The organism is Paracoccus isoporae (assembly GCF_900101865.1).
Classification (GTDB): domain Bacteria; phylum Pseudomonadota; class Alphaproteobacteria; order Rhodobacterales; family Rhodobacteraceae; genus Paracoccus; species Paracoccus isoporae.
The window spans coordinates 1-24,135 of record NZ_FNAH01000005.1 but is presented as its reverse complement, the minus strand read 5'-3'; the positions used below and the strand labels follow the sequence as shown (position 1 = coordinate 24,135).

The following is a 24,135-nucleotide window of genomic DNA, read 5'->3' as shown; positions in this document are numbered from 1 at the left end:
TTGCCGGTTCACCGCCGCAAGCGGCGCTGCCGCCGGTTGCGGATCTTCCCGTTCGATCCGACCAGCCCGCACCACGAAAAACCGCGCGGGCGGATGGGTCAGAACGCGAATGCCTCCACCACGTTGCGCCGGCCCAGCAGGAAGGCGTCGGCGACCAGCATCATTGGGGCGAGATCAACATCGCTCGCCCCGTCCCGCACCAGCTCGGCCATGCGCGCGTAGAGCGCTGGGTATTCGCCCATGATGCTGTTCTCGCCACCCGCCGGGGTGCCGTCGATTTCCAGCACATTGCCGCCCATGCGCAGGGCCAGATGCCCGGCATCTGTCTGAAACTCCACGTCCCAGGTTTGCGGCCCCTCCTGGCGGAAATCGAGATCGGCCGAGATTCTGCCGCCGAATTCCAGCCGCGCGGCGATGGGCGCCTGCCGGTTTTCCGGCACGTCCAGATCGGCCGAGATCAGGCGCAGCTTTTGCGGCAGGATCTCGGTCAGGATCGACAGCGCGTTGATGCCGGGATCGAACACGCCCATCCCGCCCGCCTCCAGGATCCAGTCCTGCCCGGGATGCCATTTGCGGATATCCTCGCGCCAGGTGATGCGGCCCTCGCGGATCTCGCGACCCGAAAGCCAGCGTTTCGCCGCCGCCACCGCCTCGGCCTCGCGCGAGTGCCAGGTGGCGAAGATGCTGACCCCCTGCGCGCGGGCCATCTCCTCCAGGATTCGCACCTCGGCCAGCGTGGCGCCGGGCGGTTTTTCCAGCATCAGGTGACGTCCGGCGCGCAGCACCGCCTGCGCGGCGGCGAAGCGCGGCACCGGCGGCAGGCACAGGCTGACCGTGCCGATCTTGGGCCGCGCGGCCAGCATCTCGTCCAGATCGGTGAAGCCCTCCACCCCCTCGATCCGGCCATTGCGCGAGACCGTTGCCGCAAGCGTCCAGTCCGGGCTTGCCGCGATGGCGGGCACATGCTGGTCGCGGGCGATCTTGCCGATGCCGACGAGCGCGATCTGTCCGGGCGCGGCCATCAGTGGCTGTCCTTTCCGACCGGATTGCCGCGGCAGCCGCGCAGAAAGTCCAGATCGGCGCCGGTATCCGCGCCCATCACATGGGTCTGATGCAACCAGCCATAGCCGCTTTCGGCCTGCTCATGGGTCGGGGTCCAGTCGGCCAGCCGCGCGGCCAGCTCGGCATCGCTGATATCCAGATGCAGGCGGCGGTTGGGCACATCCAGCTCGATCATGTCGCCATTGCGCACCACGGCCAGCGGCCCGCCCGCCGCGGCCTCGGGGCTGGTATGCAGCACCACCGTCCCGTAGGCCGTGCCCGACATGCGCGCGTCCGAGATGCGGACCATATCGGTAATCCCCTTCTTCAGCACCTTGGGCGGCAGGCCCATATTGCCGACCTCCGACATGCCGGGATAGCCCTTGGGTCCGCAATTCTTCAGCACCATCACGCAGCTTTCGTCGATATCGAGCGCCTCGTCATTGATCCGCGCCTTGTAGTCGTCGATATCCTCGAACACGACCGCCCGGCCGCGATGGCTGAGCAGATGCTCGGACGCGGCAGAGGGTTTGAGCACGGCGCCATTGGGCGCGAGATTGCCGCGCAGCACCGCGATGCCGCCCTGCGCGGTCAGCGCCTGATCGAGCGGCAGGATCACGTCCTCGTTGTGGTTGATGACGTCCCTGACCTCGTCCCATATCGTCTCGCCGCTGACGGTCAGCGCGTCCTTGTGCAACTGCCCGCCTTCGCCGAGCCGTTTCAGCACCACCGGCAGGCCGCCGGCATAGAAGAATTCCTCCATCAGGTATTTGCCCGACGGCATCAGGTTCACGATGGTGGCGACGTCGCGCCCGCAGCGGTCCCAGTCATCCAGCGTCACATCGACGCCGACGCGGCCGGCAAGCGCCAGCAGATGCACCACCGCGTTCGTTGAGCCACCGATCGCGCCGTTGGTGCGGATCGCGTTCTCGAAGGCCTGCGTGGTCAGGATGTCCGACGGTTTCAGATCGTCCTTGACCATCTGCACGATGCGCCGCCCCGAAAGCTGCGCCATCACCCGGCGGCGGCTGTCCACGGCGGGGATCGCGGCATTGCCCGACAGCGCCATGCCGAGCGCCTCGGCCATCGAGGCCATGGTCGAGGCCGTGCCCATCGTGTTGCAACTGCCCGAGGAACGGCTCATCGACTGCTCGGCCTCCAGAAACTCCGCCTGGGTCATCTCTCCGGCCTTCACCGCTTCGGAGAATTTCCACAGATGCGTGCCGGACCCGACCCGCTCGCCCCGGAAATAGCCGTTCAGCATCGGCCCGCCGGTGACGACGATGGACGGGATGTCGGTCGAGGCCGCGGCCATCAGCAGGCTGGGCGTGGTCTTGTCGCAGCCCACCAGCAGCACTGCGCCATCCATCGGCTGGCCCCGGATCTGCTCCTCGATCGACAGTGCGGCGAGGTTGCGGAACATCATCGCGGTCGGGCGGAAGGTGTTCTCGCTGGCCGAGAAGACCGGCACCTCGACGGGAAAACCGCCCGCCTCCCAGATCCCTGCCTTCACCTTCTCGGCCAGTTCGCGCAGATGGCCGTTGCAGGGCGTCAGGTCCGACCAGGTGTTCAGGATGCCGATCACCGGGCGGCCGTCGAACAGGTCATGCGGATAGCCCTGGTTCTTCAGCCAGCCGCGATGATAGATCGTGTCGCGCGATGTGCCGCCATACCATTCCTGCGAACGCAGCTTGCGGGGCCATGCGGCGGGTTTGAACGTCATGGCGAACCTCAGAGCCTGGCGACGGCGACGGGGGCCGCGAGGGAATCGCGCTGCCGGATCGGATTGCGCAGCGGCAGGCCGAAATCCGGGCAGGCGATCTCGAACATGTCGCCGGGGCTGGTGGTGATGCCATCCGCGAAGGACAGCGTGGCGGTGCCAAAGAAATGCACATGCACGTCGCCCGGCTGGCGGAACAGATCGTATTTGAAGTGGTGATGTTCCAGATTGGCGAGGCTGTGGGACATGTTCGCCTCGCCCGACAGGAAGGGTTTCTCCCAGATGACCCCATCGTCGCGGTAGAGCCGGCTGGTGCCTTCGACATGGTCCGGCAGATCACCGATCAGCAGCTCCGGCCCGTAGCTCGCCGGGCGCAGCTTGGAATGCGCGAGCCACAGGTAATTGCCGCGTTCTGTTACGTGGTCGGAGAATTCGTTGCCGAGCGCGAAGCCCAGCCGGAACGGCTGACCATCACCGGAGATCACATACAGACCGGCAATCTCCGGCTCCTCGCCCGCATCGAGCGCGAAATCCGGGGAATCGAGCGGCGCGCCGGGACGGGCGGCGGCGTAGCCATTGCCCTTGTAGAACCATTCCGGCTGCGCGCCGACCTGCCCCGCACCAGGCTTACCGCCCTCCAGCCCCATGCGGAACATCTTCATCGAGTCGGTCAGATCCTCCGCCGCGGCCTTCTGGTGCATCGCGTCGCGGGTCGAGGCCGAGCCAAGATGGGTCAGGCCGGTGCCGGTCAGATGCAGATGCGCCGGATCGGGATGATCGAGCGGCAGCAGCATCCGCCCGTCCGCCAGGGCCGCGGCCAGATCGACCGCATCGCCCAGGGTCCGCGACGCGATCTCTTCGCGCAGCGAGCGGCCCGCGGCGATGGCGGCAAGCGCCAGCTCGCGCGTCGTCTCGACCTCGGGCAGCAGCCTGGCATCCGCGCCGTCCCGCACCGCCACGGCGCGGCGCCCATCGGTTAGGGTGAGCTGTGACAGATGCATGGATCAGGCTTCCTTGTTCTTGTTGTAGACGTCGAAGAAGACCGCGGCGAGCAGCACCATCCCCTTGATGACCTGCTGGTAGTCGATGCCGATGCCCAGGATCGACATGCCGTTGTTCATCACCCCCATGATGAAGGCCCCGACCACCGCGCCGACGATCTTGCCCGAGCCGCCGGCCATGGAGGCGCCGCCGATAAACACCGCGGCGATCACATCCAGCTCGACCGCGAATCCGGCCTTGGGCGTGGCGGTGTTCAGCCGTGCGGCGAAGATCAGCCCGGCGAGAGCCGCCAGCAGCCCCATATTCACGAAGGTGAGGAAGGTCAGCCGCTCGGTGCGGATGCCCGACAGTTTCGCGGCCTTGGCATTGCCGCCCACCGCATAGACGCGGCGGCCGATCGTGGTGCGCTCGGTCACGAACACATAGATCACCGTCAGCACGACCATCGACAGCAGCACGTTGGGCAGACCGCGGAACCAGGCCAGTTTCCAGGTCACGAACAGCAGTGCCGCCGCCACGATGGCGTTGCGGAATACGAACAGGCCCCAGGGCTCGTCCTCGATCCCGTAGCGGGCATTCTGGGCGCGGGCGCGCAGGCCGAACCAGACCAGCAGGACCGCCGCCGCCACACCCACCGCCAGCGCCAGCCCGTTGGGCCGCCCGATCCCGAACAGATCGGGAATGAAGCCGGTGGACAGGGACTGGAAGCTTTGCGGGAACGGGCCGATGGACTGCCCGGCCAGCAGCCACAGCGACAAGCCGCGGAACACCAGCATCCCGGCCAGGGTGACGATGAAGGAGGGGATTTTCCAGTAGGCCACGAAATAGCCCTGGACCGCGCCGATCGCCATGCCGGTGATGAGACAGCCGATCATCGCCACGCCCACCGGCAGATCCCAGTTCACGATCATCACCGCGGCAAGCGCCCCGATGAACCCCATCACCGAGCCGACGGACAGGTCGATATTGCCGCCCACGATGACCAGCAACATGCCGAGCGCCATGATGATGATATAGCTGTTCTGCAGGAACAGGTTGGTGATGTTGACCGGGCGCAGCAGCACGCCGCCGGTGACGATCTGGAAGAACAGCATGATCGCGATCAGCGCGAAAAGCAGCCCGTATTCCCGGATATGGCGCGCGATATAGGCGCCGATGCCGATCCCGCCTGCGCGTTCTGCCTGTTCCATGACCTATTCCCCCTTGTCCCTGACAATCAGCGACATGATCGATTCCTGGCTGGCCTCAGCCGCCGCCAGCTCGCCCACGAAGCGGCCCTCGTTCATCACGTAGATCCGGTCGCACATGCCCAGCAACTCGGGCATCTCCGACGAGATCATGATGACGGCCTTTCCCGCCGCGCTGAGTTCGTTGATGATGCTGTAGATTTCATATTTCGCGCCGACATCGATGCCGCGCGTCGGTTCGTCGAGGATCAGCAGTTCCGGCTCGGTGAACAGCCATTTCGACAACACCACCTTCTGCTGGTTGCCGCCCGACAGGTTCATCACCTTCTGAAACACCGACGGCGTGCGGATGCGCAGCGCCTTGCGGTATGTCTCGGCCACCTCGGTCTCGCGCTTCTCGTCCAGAACGCCGCGCGCCGAGACCCCGTCCAGATTGGCCAGCACGGTGTTTCGCCGGATCGTGTCCTCCAGGATCAGGCCGAGCGTCTTGCGGTCCTCGGTCACATAGGCGAGCCCGGCATTGATGGCGCGATCCACGGTCGAGACATCGACCGGCTTTCCGTGCATCCGCACCTCGCCCGAGACATTGCGGCCGTAGGATTTGCCGAAAATGCTCATCGCAAGCTCGGTCCGTCCCGACCCCATCAGCCCGGCAATGCCCACCACCTCACCCGCGCGCACCGTCATCGAGACATCCTCGATCACCTGCCGGTCGGCATGTTCGGGGTGCCAGGCATTCCAGTCCGACAATTCAAAGATGACTTCGCCCGCCCGCGCCTCGCGTTCGGGATAGCGATGCGCCATGTCGCGCCCGACCATGTCGCGCACGATGCGGTCCTCGGTCAGTTCACCCCCGCGCGCGTCGAGGGTCGAAATGGTGGCTCCGTCGCGGATCACGGTGACGCTGTCGGCCACGCGGCGCACCTCGTTCAGCTTGTGGCTGATGATGATCGAGGTGACACCCTGCCCCTTCAGTTCCAGCAGCAGGTCCAGCAGCGCCTGGCTGTCGGATTCCGACAAGGCAGCGGTGGGCTCGTCGAGGATCAGCAGCCGGACATTCTTCGACAGGGCCTTGGCGATCTCGACAAGCTGCTGCTTGCCGACGCCCAGGCTGTCCACCTTGGTGCCCGGCGCCTCGCGCAGCCCGACCTTGGCCAGAAGCCCCTCGGTCTGCTGAAAGGTTTCGTGCCAGTCGATCACGCCGCTGCTGGCGCGCTCATTGCCGAGATATATGTTTTCCGCGATGGACAGCAGCGGGACGAGCGCCAGTTCCTGGTGGATGATGATGATGCCGCGATCCTCGCTGTCGCGGATGCCGCGGAATTCGGCGGTGTCGCCGTCATAGACGATCTCGCCCTCGTAGCTGCCGATGGGATAGACACCCGACAGCACCTTCATCAGCGTGGATTTCCCGGCGCCGTTCTCGCCGCAGATCGCGTGGATCTCGCCCTCGCGCACGGAGATGCTGACATCGTCGAGCGCCTTCACGCCGGGGAATGTCTTGGTGATGTTGCGCATTTCCAGAAGCGCGGTCATGGGCTTGCTCCGCTGGAGGCAGGCCGGGGCCGCGCGGCATGCGGCGGCCCCGGCGGATCGGGTTACTGGATCTGGCCTTCCTCGTAATAGCCGGACTCCAGCAGGATCTCTTCCCAGTTGGATTCGTTCACGCCGACCGGCTCCAGCAGATAGGACGGCACGACCTTGACGCCGTTGTCGTAGGTTTCGGTGTCGTTCACCTCGGGCTCCTCGCCCTCGAGCATGGCGTTGACCATATCGACGGTGACGCGGGCCAGCTCGCGGGTGTCCTTGAACACGGTCGAATACTGCTCGCCCGCGAGGATGGACTTGACCGACTGCACCTCGGCGTCCTGGCCGGTGACGATAGGCATCTTCATGTCGCCTGAGCCGTAGCCCACGCCCTTCAGCGAGGAGAGGATGCCGATGGACAGCCCGTCATAGGGCGACAGCACGCCATGCACCTGCTGGTCGGTGTAGTTGGCCGACAGGATGTTATCCATCCGCGCCTGCGCGGTGGCCGGATCCCACCGCAGCGTGCCGACCGTGTCCATGCCCATCTGCCCCGACGGGATCACGATGGAGCCGTCATCGATCAGCGGCTGGAGCACCGACATCGCGCCGTCATAGAAGAAATAGGCGTTGTTGTCGTCCGGGCTGCCGCCGAACAGCTCGACATTCCACGGCTCCTGATCGGGGAAGCGCTCTTCCAGACCGCTGACCAGCGAACTGGCCTGCTCCACACCCACCTTGAAGTTGTCGAAGGTGGCATAGTAATCGACATCCGGCGTGTCGCGGATCAGCCGGTCATAGGCGATCACCTTGATGTCAGCGGCCTTGGCGTTGGCGAGCGCGTTCGACAGCGTGGTGCCGTCGATGGCGGCGATCACCAGCACATCGACGCCCTTGGTGATCATGTTCTCGACCTGCGCGAGCTGGTTGGGGATGTCATCCTCGGCATATTGCAGATCGGTGTCGTAGCCCGCCTCCTCGAACTGCTTGACCATGTTGTTGCCGTCATCGATCCAGCGGGCCGAGGATTTCGTGGGCATCGCGATCCCCACGGTTTCGGCCATGGCCCCGCCGGCCAGCCACGAGACTCCGATCGCCAGCGCGACCGCCGCGTTCCTGATTTTCATGTTTTCCCTCCCAAGCGGCCTCGCGCCGCTCCCCTGTCAAAATTGTTCCCGCTTATGGGGACGCTGCACAGCGTAGCAATGGCGCGACATAATGGTAAAATGAGTATTCCGACGATCTGCATAACGGATTTGATATGTCTGACGGTCCCGCACGGCTGCTGCTGAAGCCCGCCCAGCTTCGCCTGATTCACGAGATTGCCGAGCATGGGCAGTTGCAGCTTGCCGCGGACGCCTGCGCGATGAGTCAGCCCGCCGCGTCGCGGATGCTGGCGGACACGGAGCGACAGGTCGGCGCGCCGCTCTTCCTGCGCGCGCCCAAGGGCATGACGCCAACCGAGATCGGCCGGACCGTTCTGCGCCGCGCCCGGGTGATCCTGCGTGAATTCAACAGCATGGCATCCGATGTCACCGCGCTGCGGGGCGGGCTGGCCGGGTCGGTCCGCATCGGCGCGGTCACAGGCCCGGCGGTGAACTACCTCGTCTCGGCCATCCGAGAGATCAAGCAGGCCGCACCCGAGGCCGACATCACCGTCGATGTGCTGCCGTCGCGCGAATTGCTGGGCGCCTTATTCGCCGGAGAGATGGATTTCGTGCTGGGCCGCATCCTGCCGGAATTCGAGAATCGCGACCTGAACATCCTGCCGATGCGCGACGAGAACGTGTCGATGCTGGTCCGCCAGACCCATCCGCTGGCCCGCGCGCCCGCCGTGACCCTGACCGAATTGTCGGAATACGAATGGATCATGCAGCGGCGCGGCGCCCCGATTCGCGAGGCCGCGCTTGATGCCTTTGCCAGTGTCGGGCTGGGAGAGCCGCGCAACATCGTCAGCAGCCCGTCCCTGCTGCTGACCATCGCCTATCTGTCGCAGAGCGATGCGATCTCGCCCATCTCGGACGAGGTGGCGCAGCTTCTGCTGCGCCCGCCGGTCAGCGCCGGATTCGCGGTATTGCGGCTGCAACGCGAGATCCGGGTGCCGCCCTATTACCTGCTCAGCCTGCGCCGACGGCCGCTCTCGCCGCTGGCAGCAAGGCTGCGCGACGGGGTGATCGCGTTCTCGGAACGCGGGGCGCGCGATCTGGGCGCGGGCACGGGGCGGTATTGAATGCCAGCCAGCCAGGCGATGGCTTACCGGCGCAACCGCTGACCGTCGGCATCGAAGTGGAACGCGCGCGCCTGATCGGGCGTCAGCCAGACCGTGCCGTCGACCTGATGGTCGTGCTCGCCGAACTGGCGCACCGTCAGCAGCCCGTGCGCCTCGGTGCGCACATAGGTCAGCGTCTCGCCGCCCAGCTTTTCCAGATGGCTGACCCGGCCTTCGATGTCGCCCTGGCTGGCGCTGATCGCCACATGCTCGGGCCGGATGCCAAGCGTGTCGGAGCTGAGGCCGAGCGAGGCGGATTTCAGGAAATTCATCTGCGGGCTGCCGATGAACCCGGCCACGAATGTGTTGTCGGGATCGTTGTACAGATCCATCGGGCGACCCACCTGCTCCACCAGCCCGGCGCGCAGCACCACGATCTTGTCGGCCAGCGTCATCGCCTCGACCTGGTCATGGGTGACATAGATCATCGTCGCGTCCAGTTCCCGGTGCAGCCGCGCGATCTCGATCCGGGTGGCGACGCGCAGCGCCGCATCGAGGTTGGACAGCGGTTCGTCGAACAGGAACAGCTTCGGGGTCCGCACGATGGCCCGGCCGATGGCCACGCGCTGCCGCTGCCCGCCTGACATCTCGGATGGCCGGCGATCCATCAGCGGCTCGAGCGCCAGCATCGTCGCTGCCTTCTCCACCGCCGCCGTGATCTGGGCCTTCGGCGTGCCGAGCTGTTTCAGCCCCAGCCCCATATTGTCACGCACGCTCAGATGCGGGTAGAGCGCATAGGTCTGGAACACCATCGCGATCTCGCGCTTGGCCGGGGCCAGATCGTTGATCCGGTCGCCGTCGAGCCGCACATCGCCCGAGGTCACGTCCTCCAGCCCCGCGATCATCCGCAGAAGCGTGGACTTGCCGCAGCCGGATGGCCCGACAAAGACGCAGAATTCACCGTCATCCACGGTCAGATCGACACCCTTGATGACCTCGACCTTGCCGAAAGTCTTGGTGACGTTGGAAAGAGACAGCGTTCCCATAGGGTTTCCTTCAGAGTTTGACCGGCGCACCGCTGCGCACACTTTCATCGGCGGCCAGGCAGATCGCCAGAGAGCGCACCGCGTCCTGCATGAAGCGGCTGAGGTCCAGATCCTCGCGAATGGCCTGCGCCACGAAGGCCTGTTCGCGGTCGCAAAGCTGCTGATGTCCCGGTTCGTCGGACATGTTCAGATCCTCGTCGGGCTGGCCGACGCGGTGGACCCGCAGGGTGGCGGTGCGGGTATGGGTGTCGATGTCGTCGGAGCGCGCATCCTCGGGCATGCGGATCGACACCGCGCCGTTGGGCGAGACGACGTCCTTCACGAAGAAGGCCGTATCCGACATCATCGGCCCCCAGCCGGCCTCGTACCAGCCGAGCGAGCCATCCGCGAACAGCACCTGGAAATGGCCGTAATTATACATCTCCGGCGCGATCTCGTCGCTGAGCCGCAGGCCCATGCCGCGCACCTCCACCGGGGCGGCGTCCGCGATCTGGCACATGACATCGACGTAATGCACCCCGCAATCGACGATTGGCGGCGTGGTTTCCATCAGCGATTTATGCACCTTCCAGGTCTCGCCCTTGCTTTGCTGGTTGAGGTTCAGCCGGAACACGTAAGGCCCGCCCAGATCACGCGCCGTGTCGATCAGACGCTGCCAGCTCGGGTGATGGCGCAGGATATAGCCGACCACCAGCTTGCGCCCGGTGCGGACGCTGCAATCGACGACGCGCTGCGCATCCGCCACGGTCGAGGCCAGCGGCTTCTCGACGAAGACATGCGCCCCCGCCTCCATCGCCTTGATGGCCAGATCGGCATGACTGTCGGTATAAGTCGCCACGCAGACCAGATCCGGCTTCAGCTCGGCCAAAGCGGCGTCGAAATCATGGCTCAGCGGATAGGCAGTGAGCGCGTCGGGCAGCTTGGGCGTGCTGCGGTTGACCAGCCCGACGATCTCGAAATCGGGATTGTGGTGATAGGCGAGCGCGTGGCTCAGCCCCATATTGCCCAGACCGGCGACGAGGACACGGATCATTTGACGGCTCCTGCAGTGATCCCGCGAATGAGCTGGCGGGAGAAGATCAGATAAAGGACCAGCACCGGCACGATGGCGAGGCCGAGCGCGGCGAGGACCGCGTTCCAGTTGGTCACGAACTGGCCGATGAAGACCTGGCTGCCCAGCGTGATCGTCTTGGTTTCCTCTGACGGCGCGAGGATCAGCGGGAACCACAGATCGTTCCAGATCGGGATCATGGTGAACACCGCCACCGTCGCCAGCGCCGGGCGCACCAGGGGCAGCACCAGCCGGAAGAAGATCTTGTATTCGCTGAGCCCGTCGATCCGGCCCGCATTCTTCAGATCGTCGGACACGGACCGCATGAACTCCGACAGGATGAAGATCGCCAGCGGCAGACCCTGCGCGGTATAGACCAGCACGAGCGCGGTGAGCGTGTTGACCAGCCCCGACGCCACCATGATCTGCAGGATGGCGACCGTGCCCAGCCGGATCGGGATCATGATGCCGAGCGCCAAGTAAAGCCCCATCAGCAGATTGCCGCGGAACCGGTATTCCGACAGCGCGAAGGCCGCCATCGCGCCGAACATCAGCACGAAGAACAGGCTGCCGACGGTGACGGTCATCGAGTTCAGGAAATACTGGAAGAAATCACCCTGTTTCAGCACCGTCTGGTATCCGATCAGATCGAATGTCTCGGGCGTGGGCAGGGCCAGCGGCTCGTTGAAGATCGCGCGGCGCGACTTGAAGCTGTTGATGACGATCACGAAGACCGGAAACAGCGCGATCACCGTGTAGAGGATCAGAATGCCGTGGGCGGCGACGCTGCGAAACACGGAGTGGCGGGCGGAATTCATGCGCATCCCCTCTCAGAACTGATAGCGGCGCAGCCGCGTCTGGATGGCGAACAGATAGATGCTGACCCCCACCAGGATGATGGCGAACATGGCCGTGGCGATGGCCGCCCCCATATGGGGATCGCCGAGCTGCAACTGGAAGCCGAAGAAGGTGCGATACAGGAACGTGCCCAGGATGTCTGTGGCATAGTTCGGCCCGGCAAGCGCCCCCTGGCTGACATAAACCAGATCGAAGGCGTTGAAGTTGCCCACGAAGGTCAGGATCGAGATGATCCCGATCGAGGGCAGGATCAGCGGCAGCTTGATCTTCCAGAACTGCGACCAGCCGGTGACGCCATCCATCTCGGCCGCCTCGATCACCTCGTCGGGGATGGACAGCATGGCAGCGTAGATCAGCATCATCGGGATGCCGACGAACTGCCAGACCGAGATCAGCGCCAGCGTGGTCAGGGCGTATTCCTCCTTGCCCAGCCAGGGCGCGAACAGCGATTTCAGCCCGACCGCGTCCAGCATGCCCGGCGCGATGCCCCAGATCGGCGACAGGATCAGCTTCCAGACGAAGCCCACGATCACGAAGCTGAGGATGGTGGGGATGAAGATCGCGGTGCGGTAGAACGCCGCCATGCGCAGACGCGGCGAGGACAGCAGCGCCGCGAGCATCACCCCGATCGGGTTCTGCACCAGCATGTGGATCAGGAAGAACCAGGCGTTGTTGATGAGCGCATTCCAGAAGCTCTCCGACCATCGCGGATCGCCGAACAGCGTGGCGAAGTTCTGCAGACCGACGAAGACGCGCTCGCCCGCTTCGGTCAGGCTGAACAGCGACAGGTTCAGCGTGCCGATCAGCGGCACGATCATGATGGCGGTATAGACCAGCACAGCCGGGGCGAGAAACACCACGATATGCCAGCGAAACGGCTTTCGCTGCGCCATGACCCTTCCTTTCATCTTCGTCATCCTGCCTTGCGGGGTGCCGCCCGCCGGATCAGGCGGGCGGCTGGGACCGCGCGGTCCCCGCGGTGCCGCCGCGCCATTCTGGCACGGCGACACGCGGCCTTATTGCTGCTGCGGCTCGTACCAGGAGGCGAGGCCGTCCTGCAGTCGCGCCGCCGCATCTTCGGGCGTCTCCGCGCCGTTGATGACATTGGCGCTGGCGTTCCAGGTCTCGTTTTCGAGGTTCGGCGTGCCGCGCGACAGGATCTGGTAGGTCGAACGGATCGTCGGCTCGCAATTCTCGCGCCAGCTCACGAATTTCTGCGCCACCGGGTCCTCCATCTCGACCGGGGTGGAGTTCATCGAGAAGAAACCGGGAAGCGCGTTGGCATAGAGCGTCGCGAATTCCGGTGAGCCGACCCAGTTGAGGAAGGTCCGCGCGGCCTCCGGGTTCTCGGTCGCGGCGTTCATGCCAAGCGCGATGTCGGTGTGGTCGCTGATATAGCAGGTGTCGCCCTCGGCCTGCACGGGCGGCGGGAAGGCGCCCATCTCGAACATGCCGTCGATCTGCGGGGTGAACACGCCGATCTCCCACGAGCCGGTCGGATAGATCGCGGCGCGGCCCAGCGTGAACAGGTTCTGGCTGTCGGGATAGGTCTGCGCCTCGAACCCGTCGCCCAGATAATCGCTCCACCGCGCGATCTGGCGGAACGGCTCCACCCAGGCCTCGTCGGTCAGCTTCTGGGTGCCTTCGATCAGCGCCCTGCGGCCCTCCTCGCCCTTCCAGTAGGTCGGGCCGATATTCTGATAGCCCATGGTCGCGGCTTCCCACTGGTCCGCGGTGCCCATCGCCATCGGGATATAGGTGCCGTCTTCCTTGATCGCGTCGAGGACGGCATAGAATTCCTCGTTCGTCGTCGGCACCTCCAGCCCCAGCTCGTCGAAGATCGACTTGTTGTACATGAAGCCGTGGATCACCGAGGCCATCGGCACGCAGAAGGTCGCGCTGCCATCGTCGGTCTGCCAGGCCGATTTCGCCACGTCGGAGAAATTCGACATCGCGTCGAGATCGGTCAGATCGGCAAGCTGGCCTTGCGAGAACAGCTCCAGCGAGGCGTCGAAGGGCCGGCAGGTAATCAGATCGCCCGCCGATCCGGCTTCGAGCTTGGAGTTCAGCACGGCGTTGTATTCGGCCGGCGCGCTCGGGGTGAACTGGACCTTGATGCCGGGATTGGCCTCCTCGAAGGCGGGAATGATGGTGTCCTGCCAGATGGTCAGGTCGTCATTGCGCCAGCTTTCGACGGTCAGCGTCACGTCCTGGGCGCTGGCGGTGCCAGCAAGGACGGTGCTGGCCAGCAGCGCGAGGCGTAGATTCTTTGTCATGTTACTCTCCCTGTGGTCGGGCCCGTAGGGGCCCATCGTGAAACCTTACCGTTCTGTCGTGACGGATCAATCGAGCAGCGGCGCCAGATGGCCGCCGGTCTCCCGCAGCCGCGCTTCGGCCCTCTCCGGGCTCATGCCGCGCGCGACCAGGATGGCGGGCTTGACCCCGCCGCCGGAGGCTGCCAGCGCCGCCTCGGCCATGGCGGCCGGCACCCCGGCCACCTCCGAGACGATGCGTGCGGCGCGGGCGACCAGCTTGGCATTGTCGGCCACCAGATTGACCATATGGCCGTCATGGACATGGCCCAGCCGGATCCCGACCAGCACCGACAGCATGTTCAGCGCCACTTTCTGCGCCGTGGCCGCTCCCATCCGCGTGGAACCGGCCACGATCTCGGCGCCGGTTTCGATCAGCACCGCGATATCGGCCATCTCCAGAAGGGGCGCGCCGGGCACATTGGCCAGCCCGACGATCCGCGCCCCGCGCTGGCGGGCCGCACCGGCGGCCGCCAGCGCATAGGGCGTGCCGCCCGATGCCGACAGCACCAGCAGCACATCGCCCGCGCCGATCCCGGCCGCCTCCACATCCCGCTGTGCCTGCGTGGAATCATCCTCGACGCTGCCCTTCATGTGCAGCAGCGCCGCCGCCCCGCCCGCGAACAGCATCGGCGTGCGCTCCGGCGGCAATCCGAACGTGCCCGCGAGCTCCAGGCAATCGGCCATCGCCATCAGCCCTGAGCTGCCCGCACCGGCATAGCCCATGCGTCCGCCCGCCGAGAGCGCATCGGCGCAGACCGCCGCCGCCTGCCCGAGCGCGGGAAGCGCCGGGCGCAGCGCGGACAACGCCGCGATCTGCGCATCCAGCAGCAGCGAAAGCGCCTCGGCCGGTTGCTGCTGATGCAGCCCGGCGGACTGGCTGTGCCTTGCCTCGGTCGGTCGGTCGGTCATGTGATTCCCCTCTTCAGACGAATAATGCCAAAACAATACCAATTGTAAACAGGAATTTTAATCTTTCTATCTGTAGCAGCATTAATCCCGATTAATCAGTTATCTGTGCGGAGTGGTATTTTCGGCCTTTTCATTTGGTATCTCTTTGGTATTGTCGTCTTGGAGGAGATCCGCATGGTGTTTTATCTGGGAATCGATGGCGGAGGCACGGGGTGCCGGGCGGCTGTGGCCGATGCCGATGGCCGCATCCTGGGGCGCGGCACGGGGGGGCCTGCCAATATCAACACGAATGTCGAAAGCGCCGCCGAGAACATCCTGGCGGCAACCGCCGAGGCGCTGCGCGGCACGGATATTCCGGCGTCGGATCTGGTGGCGACGCTCGGCCTGGCCGGGGGCGCGATGCAGGTCGCCCGCGACCGGCTGATGACGCTGCTGCCCTTCGCGCAGGCGCAGATCGTGAATGACGGCATGGCTGCGGCGCGCGGCGCGTTGGGCCAGGATGACGGCATCCTTGCCGCGATCGGCACCGGCTCCGTCTATGCCGAACAGCGCGGCGGCGAGATCCGGCAGGCCGGCGGGCGCGGCTTCCTGCTCGGGGACGAGGCCAGCGGCGCGGTGCTGGGCCGGACGCTTCTGGCCGAGGCGCTGCGCGCCGCGGACGGGTTCGCGGAGATGACGCCGCTGCTGGCAGAGGTGCTGGAAGAATGCGGCGGCATCCAGGGGATCATCGGGTTCTCGAACACCGCGCGGCCGGTCGATTACGGCGCCCATGCGCCGCGCGTCGTGGCGTCCGACGATCCGGCCGCACGGCGCATCTTCGACGATGCCGTGGCGCAGGTGCGACATGCCATCGCCTCGTTGCAGCGCGGCGACCGGCTGCCGGTGGTGTTCGTCGGCGGGCTGGGCGCGCGTTACGCGGCGCGGCTGTCCGGGGAATGGCCGGTGCATGAGGCGCGGGGCAATGCGGTGGACGGGGCGCTCGACATGGCCCGGCAGATGGGGCGGGACGCATGACCGGCCTGTTTACGCCTGATGCGTTCAGCGAGACGGGCGGCGGCCCGCTTTATGTCCAGCTTCACCGCCGCATTGCCGAGGCCATCGCCTCGGGCGAGCTGAAACCGGGCGACAGCCTGCCGCCGGAGCGTGAATTGGCGGCGATGACCGGGCTGTCGCGTGTCACCGTCCGCAAGGGCGTCGAGGCGCTCGTGGCCAGCGGCCAGCTTGTCCAGAAACGCGGTTCGGGCACGTTCGTCGCCCCACGGGTGGAGCGGCTGGAACAGGCGCTGTCGCTGCTGACCTCGTTCACCGAGGATATGCGCCGGCGCGGGATGCAGGTCGAAAGCCGCTGGCTGTCGCGCGCGGTGATGCCACCGGCCCCCGAAGAAGTGATGGCGCTCGGTCTCGGCGCCAATGACCAGGTGGCGCGGCTGGAGCGGGTGCGCAGCTCCGACGGGGTGCCGCTGGCCATCGAGCGGGCCTCGCTGCCCGCCTCGATCCTGCCCGATCCCGAACGGGTCGAGACCAGTCTTTACGCGGTGCTGGCCTCGCGCGGGCATCGCCCGGTGCGCGCGGTGCAGCGCATCTCCGCCGCGAATCTGGCGGAAAAAGACGCGATGCTGCTCGGCGTGCTGGCGGGCGTGGCCGGGCTGCGCATCGAACGCGTCTCCTACCTGCCCTCCGGTCAGGTCGTGGAGTTCACCCGCTCGCTCTATCGCGGCGACGCCTACGACTTCGCCGTCGAACTCAAACTGGCCCCCGAGGCCGAAAGGACTGCCGAATGACCCAATCGCACATGGCCCGCGAAGTGGCCGAGATCCCTGACGCCGTCGCCCGGTTCCTGGACCAGTCCCGCGATGCGGTGGGCCGGGCAGCCGAAGGGCTGCGCGCGCGCGATCCGGCGGTGCTGACCACCGTGGCGCGCGGATCGTCCGACCACGCCGCGACCTATCTGAAATACGCCATCGAGCTGCAGGCCGGCATCCCGGTCGCCTCGGTCGGCCCCTCGGTCGCCTCGATCTACAAACGCCCGCTGAGGCTGGAACGCGCCGGCTGCATCGGCATCTCGCAATCCGGGCAGAGCCCGGACATCGTCGACATGATCCGCGCCGCGGGCGACGGCGGCGCGCTGAGCATCGCCATCACCAACCATGCCGACAGCCCGATGGCGCAGTCCTCGGCCCATTGCCTGGCGCTGCATGCGGGCGAGGAGAAAAGCGTCGCCGCCACCAAGACCTTCGTGAATTCGGTCGTGGCCGGACTGTCGCTGCTGGCCGAATGGCGCGAGGATGGGGATCTGCGCGCCGCCGTCGCCGCCCTGCCCGACGCATTCGCGCAATCCGTGGCGATGGACTGGTCGCCCCTGTCCGACCGGCTGGCCCGCGCGGCCTCCGCCTATGTGCTGGGGCGCGGCCCCGGCAATGCCATCGCCAACGAGGTCGCGCTCAAGCTGAAGGAGACCTCCGGCACCCATGCCGAGGCCTACAGCTCCGCCGAGGTGCTGCACGGCCCCTCCGCCATCGTGCAGGCCAATTTCCCGGTCCTGGCCCTCGGGGTCGAGGATGCCGCCCTGCCCCATGTCGTGGCCACCGCCGAACGGCTGGCCGAGCAGGGCGCGGATGTGTTCCTGACCGGGGCCGATGCGAAGGGCGCGACCCGCCTGCCCGCCGTTTCCGGCCTGCATCCGATGGTCGCGCCCCTGGTACTGATCGGCAGTTTCTACGCCTGCGTGGAGGGGCTGGCGCGGCGGCGCGGCTTCGACCCCGACACGCCGCCCCATCTGCGCAAGGTCACGGAGACGGTGTGATGCGGCAGGTTCTGGGGGGGGCGCGGATCTTCGACGGCACGACGCTGCATGATGACGCCGCACTCATCATGGAGGGAGAGCGGGTCGCGGCGATCCTGCCCGCCGATCAGGCCGGGCCGTCCACCCGCATCTGCGAGGGCATCATCGCGCCCGGCTTCATCGATCTGCAGATCAATGGCGGCGGCGGGCGGATGGTGGATCGCGACACCGGTCTGGCCGGACTGCGCCATATCTGCGCCACCCATCGCGCGCTAGGTTGCGCGGGCGTGCTGCCCACGCTCATCACCGACACGCCAGAGGCCACGGCGCGGGTCGTCGAAGCCGGAATCGAGGCCGCGGCGGCGCAGGTGCCGGGGTTCCTCGGCCTGCATCTGGAAGGCCCGCATCTGGACCCGCGCCGCAAGGGCGCGCATGATCCGGCGCTCGTGCGGCCCATGGCAGAGGAGGATCTGGCCCGGCTCTGCGATGCGGCGCGCGCCCTGCCGGTGCTGATGGTGACGCTGGCGCCCGAGGCCGCAACCCCGCAGCAGATCGCCACCCTGTCCGGCGCCGGCGCGATCGTCAGCCTCGGCCACAGCGATTGCGATTACGACAGCGCCACCGCCGCCTTCGCCGCGGGTGCGCGCTGCGCCACCCATCTGTTCAACGCGATGAGCCAGATGGGCCATCGCAGCCCCGGACTGGTCGGCGCCGTGCTGTCGGGTGCCGCGCCCTATGCCGGGCTGATCGCGGACGGCATCCATGTCCACGAGGCCGCGATGCGCACCGCCCTGGCCGCGCGGCCGGACGGGATCTTCCTGGTCACGGATTGCATGGCCTTCGCCGGCACCGACCTGGCCGAGCTGAACCTGAACGGACGGCCGGTGCGGCGCGAGAATGGCCGGCTGACCCTGGCCGACGGCACGCTGGCCGGGGCCGATCTGAGCATGGACAAGGCGCTGCGCGTGCTGGTGCAGGATCTGGAGATCCCGGTCGAGCGCGCCCTCGCCATGGCGGCTGCAATTCCGGCCCGGCTTGTCGGCATGCAGGACCGGCTCGGCACCCTCGCGCAAGGAACCTCGCCAGTGCCGGTGCTGCTGGATGACGGGCTTGCGCTCACGGGCATCTGGAACGGCGAGGACTGGGACGCTCCCCAATGACCGGAGCACACGGTGCGAGGAATCCGGGAAAAGGGCTCAGGTCTGGCGCTTCCGTCTCGAAAAATGCGCCAGTTGGTGGGCGGTGAGGGATTCGAACCCCCGACATCTTCGGTGTAGACACCACGGTACGTCACAACCTGCTATTTTCTTGACAATCAGCCGCTTCCTAAAGGCTTGTCGCCGTCAATATCCTGCAGACAAGAAGTGCCATGGCGCTGCTGGCGCCGATGCGGAAATGCGCGGCTCTGGTGAGGACCACTCGGCGAAGCGGAAGGATCAATGCCTCAATACCCGCGAATTGCAGTAGGACCTCGCGGCGCGCCTAGGGCTATGTTTTGCAGTCTTGGCCTGCTCCAGATCGCAATCCCCAAGGCGATCATCGCCAAGACAGCGGCAGCGGCGAAGGTGATCTTGAAGGCGTAAGTGAATTTGGCGATCGGTGCTGTTGCCACGTCGCCTGCTCCAATCACTGCGACGAACAAGATCGACATCGCGGACGCGCCGCTCATCAGGCCAAGGCTACGTGACAGGCCAAGTAGACCGGATAGAGCACCGTGTCGCGCCTCCGGGGCACCCGACATCACCGCGCTGTTGTTGGCCGCCAAGAACATCTCTGATCCGGGGGGCAGTGCAGAGAGCGCGGCTTTATATCCCCCAACGCCGAAAAAGCGCGGCAGAAGCCCAAGGCTCAGAAGGCCGGGTATAGTCTGCACCAGGCCGGCAAGCATGACGCGCCGAGTTCCGGGGAATCCGCCAATTGCCCCGCGGGTACACATACCTGTTGGGTGGCCTGCGGGTCGACCGGCCCAAGCGGGTCTGGTACGCCGGCATCACCTGTCTGCCAATGCGAAGGGGCTTCCGCTACTTGGTCGCCACCATAGATTGGTTCACGCGGAAGGTCTTGGCCTGGCGCATCTGGATCACCCTCGAAGCGGACTTCTGCATCCAGGCATTGACCGATGCGGTCCCCAGCTTCGGCCCGCAAGGGATCATGAACACCGATCAGGGCTCGCAGTTCACACCCTTCGCCTGGGCCGTCCGGTTGATATGGATCCGCGCCAAGATCTCGATGGACGGGAAGGCGGCATGAACACCAAGCAACCCGCCCTCTGCGGCAGCCTGGGACGTCCTCCTGACCTCGCCATCATCGCTGGCCAAGTCGACTACTACCTTGGCGAAAGGGCACTGCCGGGTGGATTGCCATAGCCCAAATGGCTGCGCTGTGACCGTGCCTAATACCCGGACTGGGCATGGGAAGCGCTGAAATGCAAGGGGGTACGCGCCTGCATCCCACTTATCATGGTTTTCACCGGGCCAAATCGAACTTCCAGCGGGTCGTCATCGGCGCCGGATAGAGCACAATATTGTCCGATTGCGCAAAAAAGCGACCTCGATCGTCCGCCTGCTTCGAGCTAACGCCGTTCATGAAGTTGCTCTTTGTGCCGCGACGGTTGGGCAGGTACAGGGTGGTTTCAACTTGTTCATCCACCATCTCGATTACAGACGCGTAGGCGGCGTCAATATCTAGTTTGGCTTCGGAAATTGCTAGCGCGTAACGGTTGTCGATCTGAATCAGATTGCGGATCTCGTTCGTGCCGCAATCGCCGCCGAACAGGCGAACATGGCCGAGGGCATTTTTGTCCATAGTGCAGACCCGCGCGCCATTCCCGCGGAACGTGTCGTCGGTCGCCCAGATCAGCCGGTCGTCCAACTGGATCATGCCGGTGAAGCGGTAGACCAGCGGGTACAGCTCAGCGGGCAGGTCGTTCGCGCCGGGCCCATTGACGCTTTGCAGCGGGATTTCCTGCCATGTGACGCCATCATCATCCGACGTCCAGAATCGGCACTGGCTGAGGTGATCGCCGGAGGACAGATACCAGCGACCCGGCCAAGTGGTGCACTTCTGAACCAGATGGAAATGGCGAATATCCCCCAGCTTGGGATCGCTGCCATGGCCTTTTACACTGAAACAGATTGACCAGCTCTGTCCGTCGTCTACCGAGCGCCAGACATTCACCGTTTCGGCGCAATAGGGATATTCGGCCCACAAGATGGTTCCCGTGCTGGGACATTCGTCGATGCTCCAAGTGCCGTGCCAAGGATAGGGGCCGGTTTCAATATCGCCAATATGCGCCCAGTGTTCATCATAAAGCCCGATCTTGCCGGTCTTGTCCTGCAAAAAATGGCGCCCCGTCCGGGTCGTGAAGCATTTGCGCGCCGGCGCCGCGATATCATGTTGGCTCCAACTCATCCCAGCATCGGAGCTTTGCCAGATCGTCTCGCCCTGTAGCGTTATGATTCTGCGCGGCTGACCATTGTGAACCACGTCTTCAAGGAATACCGTGTTGGTGCGCAGTGCGAGCTTTTCCGCAACTAGACGCACCTTATGACCTGCGCGCGTCTCGCCGCAAAATTCAAGCGCTTTGTCCCATCCGTCCCGAATGCTCGCGCGCGCCGTGTCATGCGAATTCTTAGAGGCCTTCCCCGCATCGAACGGCTCGGCAGAGCCCGCCTGCGCGGCTAGTTCAGCATCATCCAACAGCCAGCGTTGAAGGCCCAGGACTTTCGCCTCGCGTGCGAGGTCATCGTAGTTAGCAATTGCCTTGGACAGATCACTTGATGTGACCTTAACCAATTCACTCTCGCGCAATGTGTCCGGCTTGATGGGGTTTAATCCGAGAAACCGGCAGATCGTACTAACAGTCTGCACCCGATCCTCGACAAGATCCTCATAGAAGACTTCGAGTGTTTCAAACTGAGATGCCGCCCACCGAAAGTACTCGGCGTCGAGCCGGTCACGCTCTTGCGCCTCTTTCAAGGCCCGCGGAACGTCTATCTCCGTCTTATCAAGCTTCGAAACCTCTGATTTTCTGAACAAATGCGCCTTGCCAGTCATCTTTTTCAATGCTTCGGCGTTCTGCTGTGAAATAGCGCCCTTCAGCTTGTTGCGTCGCTTCAGGTGTATGATCCTCACTGCCTGGGTGCGGGAAATCAAAAGTTCGGCGAATTCCGGGATCTCGGTGAAATGGCGCGGATAGCGGAACTGTATGCCGCGCTGCGGGCAGGACGTTAAAAGAACCTGCCCCAATCCGATAAACAGATCCTTTTCGGTCAAGAATTTCTTAGCACGATCGTGAAAAAATTCGCCAAAATCCTCGATGTCGGGATGCTGGTTCAGCAGGCTGCGTAGAAATTTTGAACCACTCCGCGCCATGAACAGAGTAACGAACAAGGGTTTTGGCAAGGGGTGCTCCATCAGGATACGTGGTTGTCGGGTCATATACGCCGAGACGAATGACCCCATACATCATGTTTTTTGTCTGCCCGGTCAACCTGCTCCAAGGTCACTCGATTGTAGTCGTCTACACTCGCGCAAGAACGGCCGGCGAATGATGACGCTGAAGTTACCGCCTTGCCGCGCGTTGTTGCCGTCGGGACAGGACATCACGCAGCTGCGGACCATCGGTGAAGTCCTCGGGGATGCCGCCGGCAAACGCTGCCGTCCCATCCTTCATTGCCCGATCGGTCGCCACAACGATCTCAAACCAGGTCATCGCCTGCGACACAAGGCTGGTTATCCGGTCGGGCGTGAGCGCCAGCATCCTGTCGTTACCCGTCCGGATGGTCAGCATGGGGTCGGTCAAACCGGCGGGCGTTCTTTCCTGCGCGCGGGTCAGTAGCGACAGGTACGCGGTCTGATCAAAGGCGCGGCCGGTCAGCGGAGCCGGCTCCCTAATGCCGTCGACGGCAAAGTCCGCGCCGACATCGATGCGGCGGAGGCGTTTTCCGTACACGCTCTCGCGCCGTCGCTAAACCAGCCATTCCGCCAAGTCATCGTCTGGAATTGAGGGTGCCGCGTCGCCCATGTCCTCGGCCTTCCAAAAGCGCAGCATCGGAAAGGCACCACCGGTAGGATCGCATGGTAGGCCAGCACGAAACAGCCAGACATGCAGATCACCTTTTACTCAGGCCGTCTACATCTCAACGCCATCAGGCGCTTGCATCTGCAAGCCAGCTTATGCCCGCGGGTGCGCGCCCTGACGAAGTTAATTTTTGCGCTAATGCGTTGCAAGTCCACGCCGACTGGCTAGTGCGTCTCCTCGATGCGTTCAAGCGCATCCTGAATCTATGTGAGACCCGTCCTATCATCGAGCGCGAGCACGGTCCCCACATTCGTCTTGCGCAGAACTTATTGTTAGGCATCTCCGCCCGCGTTGGCGCGATACTCGACCTGACCAGGAACCGCGTGGACTTCGAGCGAGACACCATCAGCCTGCGGGCCGACGGGGCATCAACGGGCGAGCGACGGGCAATCGTAGGCATGGACCCAGCCCACTCTCGCCGAACTCACCGTGGCTCATGAAACTGCGCTCGGCGACCACGTGTTCCGATGCGGAGCCAAGCCGCTGAAATCGATCGGTAAGGGCGTGACCCAGCCCCCTGATCCGGGCCGTTCAAGTGTAGAATCCGTTCCTGTTTCTTTCTGTTGATACGCTTGCGGTTAAGGCCTGTTGAGCGGAGCCCTTGCGGAGTTCAAGCGAGGCCGGCCGGGCGGCATTGTTGAGATTGGCGTAGACGGCTGGTGCGACCCCGCCAAGGGACGTGTGTGGGCGTTCTGTGTTGTAATCGATCCTCCAATTCTCGATGGTCTTCCGGGCTTCGGCGAGGTTGCCGAAGATATGTTCATTCAAGCATTCGTCCCTGAGCCTGCCGTTAAATGACTAGACAAAAGCATTTTGCATCGGCTTTCCCGGTGCGATGTAGTGACAGCCGACGCCCGTATCCTGGCACCATCTCAGCACGGCGTGAGATGTCATTTCCGTTCCATTGTCAGAGACAATCATGTTCGGCTGGCCGCGCCTGCTGATTAGATCATCCAGTTCACGTGTCATGCGGGCACCTGACAGGGAACGATCAACGACGGTTGCCAGCGCCTCGCGCGTATAGTCATCCACGATGCACAGCACCCGGTACCGCTGGCCATCTGCGAATGCGTCAGACACGAAGTCCAGTGACCAACGCTGGTTGACGCGATCCGGCACCAGAATAGGCCTGCGTGTGCCCAAAGCCCGCTTGCGCGACCGCCTGCAATGGACTGCAAGGCCTTCTTCGCGGTAGAGCCGGAACAGCTTCTTGTGGTTCACCACCAAGCCCTCTCTGGCCAGCAAGATGCCCAAACGACGATATCCGAACCGGCGACGGTCATTGGCCAGTTCGCGCAATCGCTTGCGCAGGTAATCCTCCCCATGGTTAAGGGGATGCGGAAGTAGAATTTTCTCGGCAGACTCGATGAGGAGATTCTGATGAAGAAGACGAGATTTACCGAGG

Annotated in this window: 21 protein-coding genes and 1 pseudogene; 6 read left to right on the top strand and 16 right to left on the bottom strand. The window is 64.7% G+C overall.

Annotated elements, in window-relative coordinates; genetic code table 11:
* Positions 1 to 98: 98 nt before the first annotated feature.
* From BLT73_RS09365 to chvE, 6 genes are all read right to left on the bottom strand, one after another.
* A complete protein-coding gene (locus tag BLT73_RS09365; RefSeq protein WP_090523201.1) occupies positions 99 to 1,022 on the bottom strand; it encodes a Gfo/Idh/MocA family protein in 924 nt (307 codons plus the stop codon).
* The gene (gene araD / locus BLT73_RS09360; RefSeq protein WP_090523199.1) at positions 1,022 to 2,764 is read right to left on the bottom strand and encodes an L-arabinonate dehydratase; all 1,743 of its coding nucleotides are present in this window, start codon (positions 2,762 to 2,764) and stop codon (positions 1,022 to 1,024) included. Before araD ends, BLT73_RS09365 begins: the two co-directional genes overlap by 1 nt.
* An 8-nt stretch (positions 2,765 to 2,772) precedes the next feature.
* Positions 2,773 to 3,762, bottom strand: a complete 990-nt coding sequence (gene araD1 / locus BLT73_RS09355) for an AraD1 family protein (RefSeq protein ID WP_090523197.1) — start codon at positions 3,760 to 3,762, stop codon at positions 2,773 to 2,775.
* Positions 3,763 to 3,765: 3 nt separating this feature from the next.
* Positions 3,766 to 4,953, bottom strand: coding sequence for a multiple monosaccharide ABC transporter permease (gene mmsB, locus BLT73_RS09350; protein WP_090523195.1), 1,188 nt, complete (start codon positions 4,951 to 4,953; stop codon positions 3,766 to 3,768).
* 3 nt (positions 4,954 to 4,956) lie between these two features.
* Positions 4,957 to 6,486 carry a multiple monosaccharide ABC transporter ATP-binding protein gene (gene mmsA, locus BLT73_RS09345; protein ID WP_090523193.1) on the bottom strand — a complete coding sequence of 510 codons (1,530 nt, stop codon included), beginning with the start codon at positions 6,484 to 6,486 and terminating at the stop codon, positions 4,957 to 4,959.
* A gap of 62 nt (positions 6,487 to 6,548) precedes the next feature.
* A complete protein-coding gene (gene chvE, locus BLT73_RS09340; RefSeq protein WP_090523191.1) occupies positions 6,549 to 7,604 on the bottom strand; it encodes a multiple monosaccharide ABC transporter substrate-binding protein in 1,056 nt (351 codons plus the stop codon).
* A gap of 134 nt (positions 7,605 to 7,738) precedes the next feature.
* Here chvE and BLT73_RS09335 point away from each other — a divergent pair, with 134 nt between their 5' ends.
* Entirely contained in the window at positions 7,739 to 8,707 is a 969-nt protein-coding gene (locus tag BLT73_RS09335; protein ID WP_090523189.1) for a LysR family transcriptional regulator, read from the top strand.
* Positions 8,708 to 8,730: 23 nt separating this feature from the next.
* On the opposite strand, the gene BLT73_RS09330 is transcribed toward BLT73_RS09335, so the two are convergent.
* From BLT73_RS09330 to BLT73_RS09305, 6 genes are all read right to left on the bottom strand, one after another.
* On the bottom strand, positions 8,731 to 9,732 hold the full coding sequence (locus BLT73_RS09330; protein ID WP_090523187.1) for an ABC transporter ATP-binding protein: 1,002 nt from the start codon (positions 9,730 to 9,732) through the stop codon (positions 8,731 to 8,733).
* A 10-nt stretch (positions 9,733 to 9,742) separates the two neighbouring features.
* On the bottom strand, positions 9,743 to 10,765 hold the full coding sequence (locus BLT73_RS09325; RefSeq protein ID WP_176805021.1) for a Gfo/Idh/MocA family protein: 1,023 nt from the start codon (positions 10,763 to 10,765) through the stop codon (positions 9,743 to 9,745).
* Positions 10,762 to 11,601: a carbohydrate ABC transporter permease gene (locus tag BLT73_RS09320; RefSeq protein ID WP_090523614.1), complete on the bottom strand. Its 840-nt coding sequence runs from the start codon at positions 11,599 to 11,601 to the stop codon at positions 10,762 to 10,764. The genes BLT73_RS09325 and BLT73_RS09320 overlap by 4 nt, the downstream gene beginning before the upstream one ends.
* A 12-nt stretch (positions 11,602 to 11,613) precedes the next feature.
* Positions 11,614 to 12,534, bottom strand: a complete 921-nt coding sequence (locus BLT73_RS09315; RefSeq protein WP_090523185.1) for a carbohydrate ABC transporter permease — start codon at positions 12,532 to 12,534, stop codon at positions 11,614 to 11,616.
* A 123-nt stretch (positions 12,535 to 12,657) separates the two neighbouring features.
* Positions 12,658 to 13,917 (bottom strand): ABC transporter substrate-binding protein, encoded by a 1,260-nt coding sequence (locus tag BLT73_RS09310; RefSeq protein WP_090523183.1) that lies wholly within the window; start codon positions 13,915 to 13,917, stop codon positions 12,658 to 12,660.
* A 66-nt stretch (positions 13,918 to 13,983) separates the two neighbouring features.
* The gene (locus tag BLT73_RS09305; RefSeq protein ID WP_090523182.1) at positions 13,984 to 14,865 is read right to left on the bottom strand and encodes an N-acetylmuramic acid 6-phosphate etherase; all 882 of its coding nucleotides are present in this window, start codon (positions 14,863 to 14,865) and stop codon (positions 13,984 to 13,986) included.
* A gap of 174 nt (positions 14,866 to 15,039) precedes the next feature.
* Here BLT73_RS09305 and BLT73_RS09300 point away from each other — a divergent pair, with 174 nt between their 5' ends.
* From BLT73_RS09300 to nagA, 4 genes are read left to right on the top strand one after another with little or no spacing between them, the layout of a single operon-like run.
* Positions 15,040 to 15,879 carry a glucosamine kinase nucleotide-binding domain-containing protein gene (locus BLT73_RS09300; protein ID WP_090523613.1) on the top strand — a complete coding sequence of 280 codons (840 nt, stop codon included), beginning with the start codon at positions 15,040 to 15,042 and terminating at the stop codon, positions 15,877 to 15,879.
* The gene (locus BLT73_RS09295) at positions 15,876 to 16,646 is read left to right on the top strand and encodes a GntR family transcriptional regulator (protein WP_090523180.1); all 771 of its coding nucleotides are present in this window, start codon (positions 15,876 to 15,878) and stop codon (positions 16,644 to 16,646) included. Before BLT73_RS09300 ends, BLT73_RS09295 begins: the two co-directional genes overlap by 4 nt.
* On the top strand, positions 16,643 to 17,668 hold the full coding sequence (locus BLT73_RS09290; RefSeq protein ID WP_090523177.1) for an SIS domain-containing protein: 1,026 nt from the start codon (positions 16,643 to 16,645) through the stop codon (positions 17,666 to 17,668). The genes BLT73_RS09295 and BLT73_RS09290 overlap by 4 nt, the downstream gene beginning before the upstream one ends.
* On the top strand, positions 17,668 to 18,807 hold the full coding sequence (nagA, locus tag BLT73_RS09285; protein ID WP_090523161.1) for an N-acetylglucosamine-6-phosphate deacetylase: 1,140 nt from the start codon (positions 17,668 to 17,670) through the stop codon (positions 18,805 to 18,807). Before BLT73_RS09290 ends, nagA begins: the two co-directional genes overlap by 1 nt.
* A gap of 284 nt (positions 18,808 to 19,091) precedes the next feature.
* Here nagA and BLT73_RS09280 read toward each other — a convergent pair whose 3' ends face one another.
* Positions 19,092 to 19,535, bottom strand: a complete 444-nt coding sequence (locus tag BLT73_RS09280; protein WP_090523159.1) for a hypothetical protein — start codon at positions 19,533 to 19,535, stop codon at positions 19,092 to 19,094.
* Between the two features lie 116 nt (positions 19,536 to 19,651).
* Here BLT73_RS09280 and BLT73_RS09275 point away from each other — a divergent pair, with 116 nt between their 5' ends.
* The gene (locus tag BLT73_RS09275) at positions 19,652 to 19,897 is read left to right on the top strand and encodes a DDE-type integrase/transposase/recombinase (RefSeq protein WP_425438815.1); all 246 of its coding nucleotides are present in this window, start codon (positions 19,652 to 19,654) and stop codon (positions 19,895 to 19,897) included.
* A 216-nt stretch (positions 19,898 to 20,113) separates the two neighbouring features.
* Here BLT73_RS09275 and BLT73_RS09270 read toward each other — a convergent pair whose 3' ends face one another.
* The 3 genes and pseudogenes from BLT73_RS09270 to BLT73_RS17585 form a co-directional block, all read right to left on the bottom strand.
* Positions 20,114 to 22,111 carry a Stf0 family sulfotransferase gene (locus BLT73_RS09270; RefSeq protein ID WP_090523151.1) on the bottom strand — a complete coding sequence of 666 codons (1,998 nt, stop codon included), beginning with the start codon at positions 22,109 to 22,111 and terminating at the stop codon, positions 20,114 to 20,116.
* Between the two features lie 100 nt (positions 22,112 to 22,211).
* Positions 22,212 to 22,601, bottom strand: a complete 390-nt coding sequence (locus BLT73_RS09265; RefSeq protein WP_090523149.1) for a hypothetical protein — start codon at positions 22,599 to 22,601, stop codon at positions 22,212 to 22,214.
* A 660-nt stretch (positions 22,602 to 23,261) separates the two neighbouring features.
* Positions 23,262 to 24,041: pseudogene (locus BLT73_RS17585) on the bottom strand (IS3 family transposase); the annotation flags it as partial.
* Between the last annotated feature and the right edge of the window lie 94 nt (positions 24,042 to 24,135).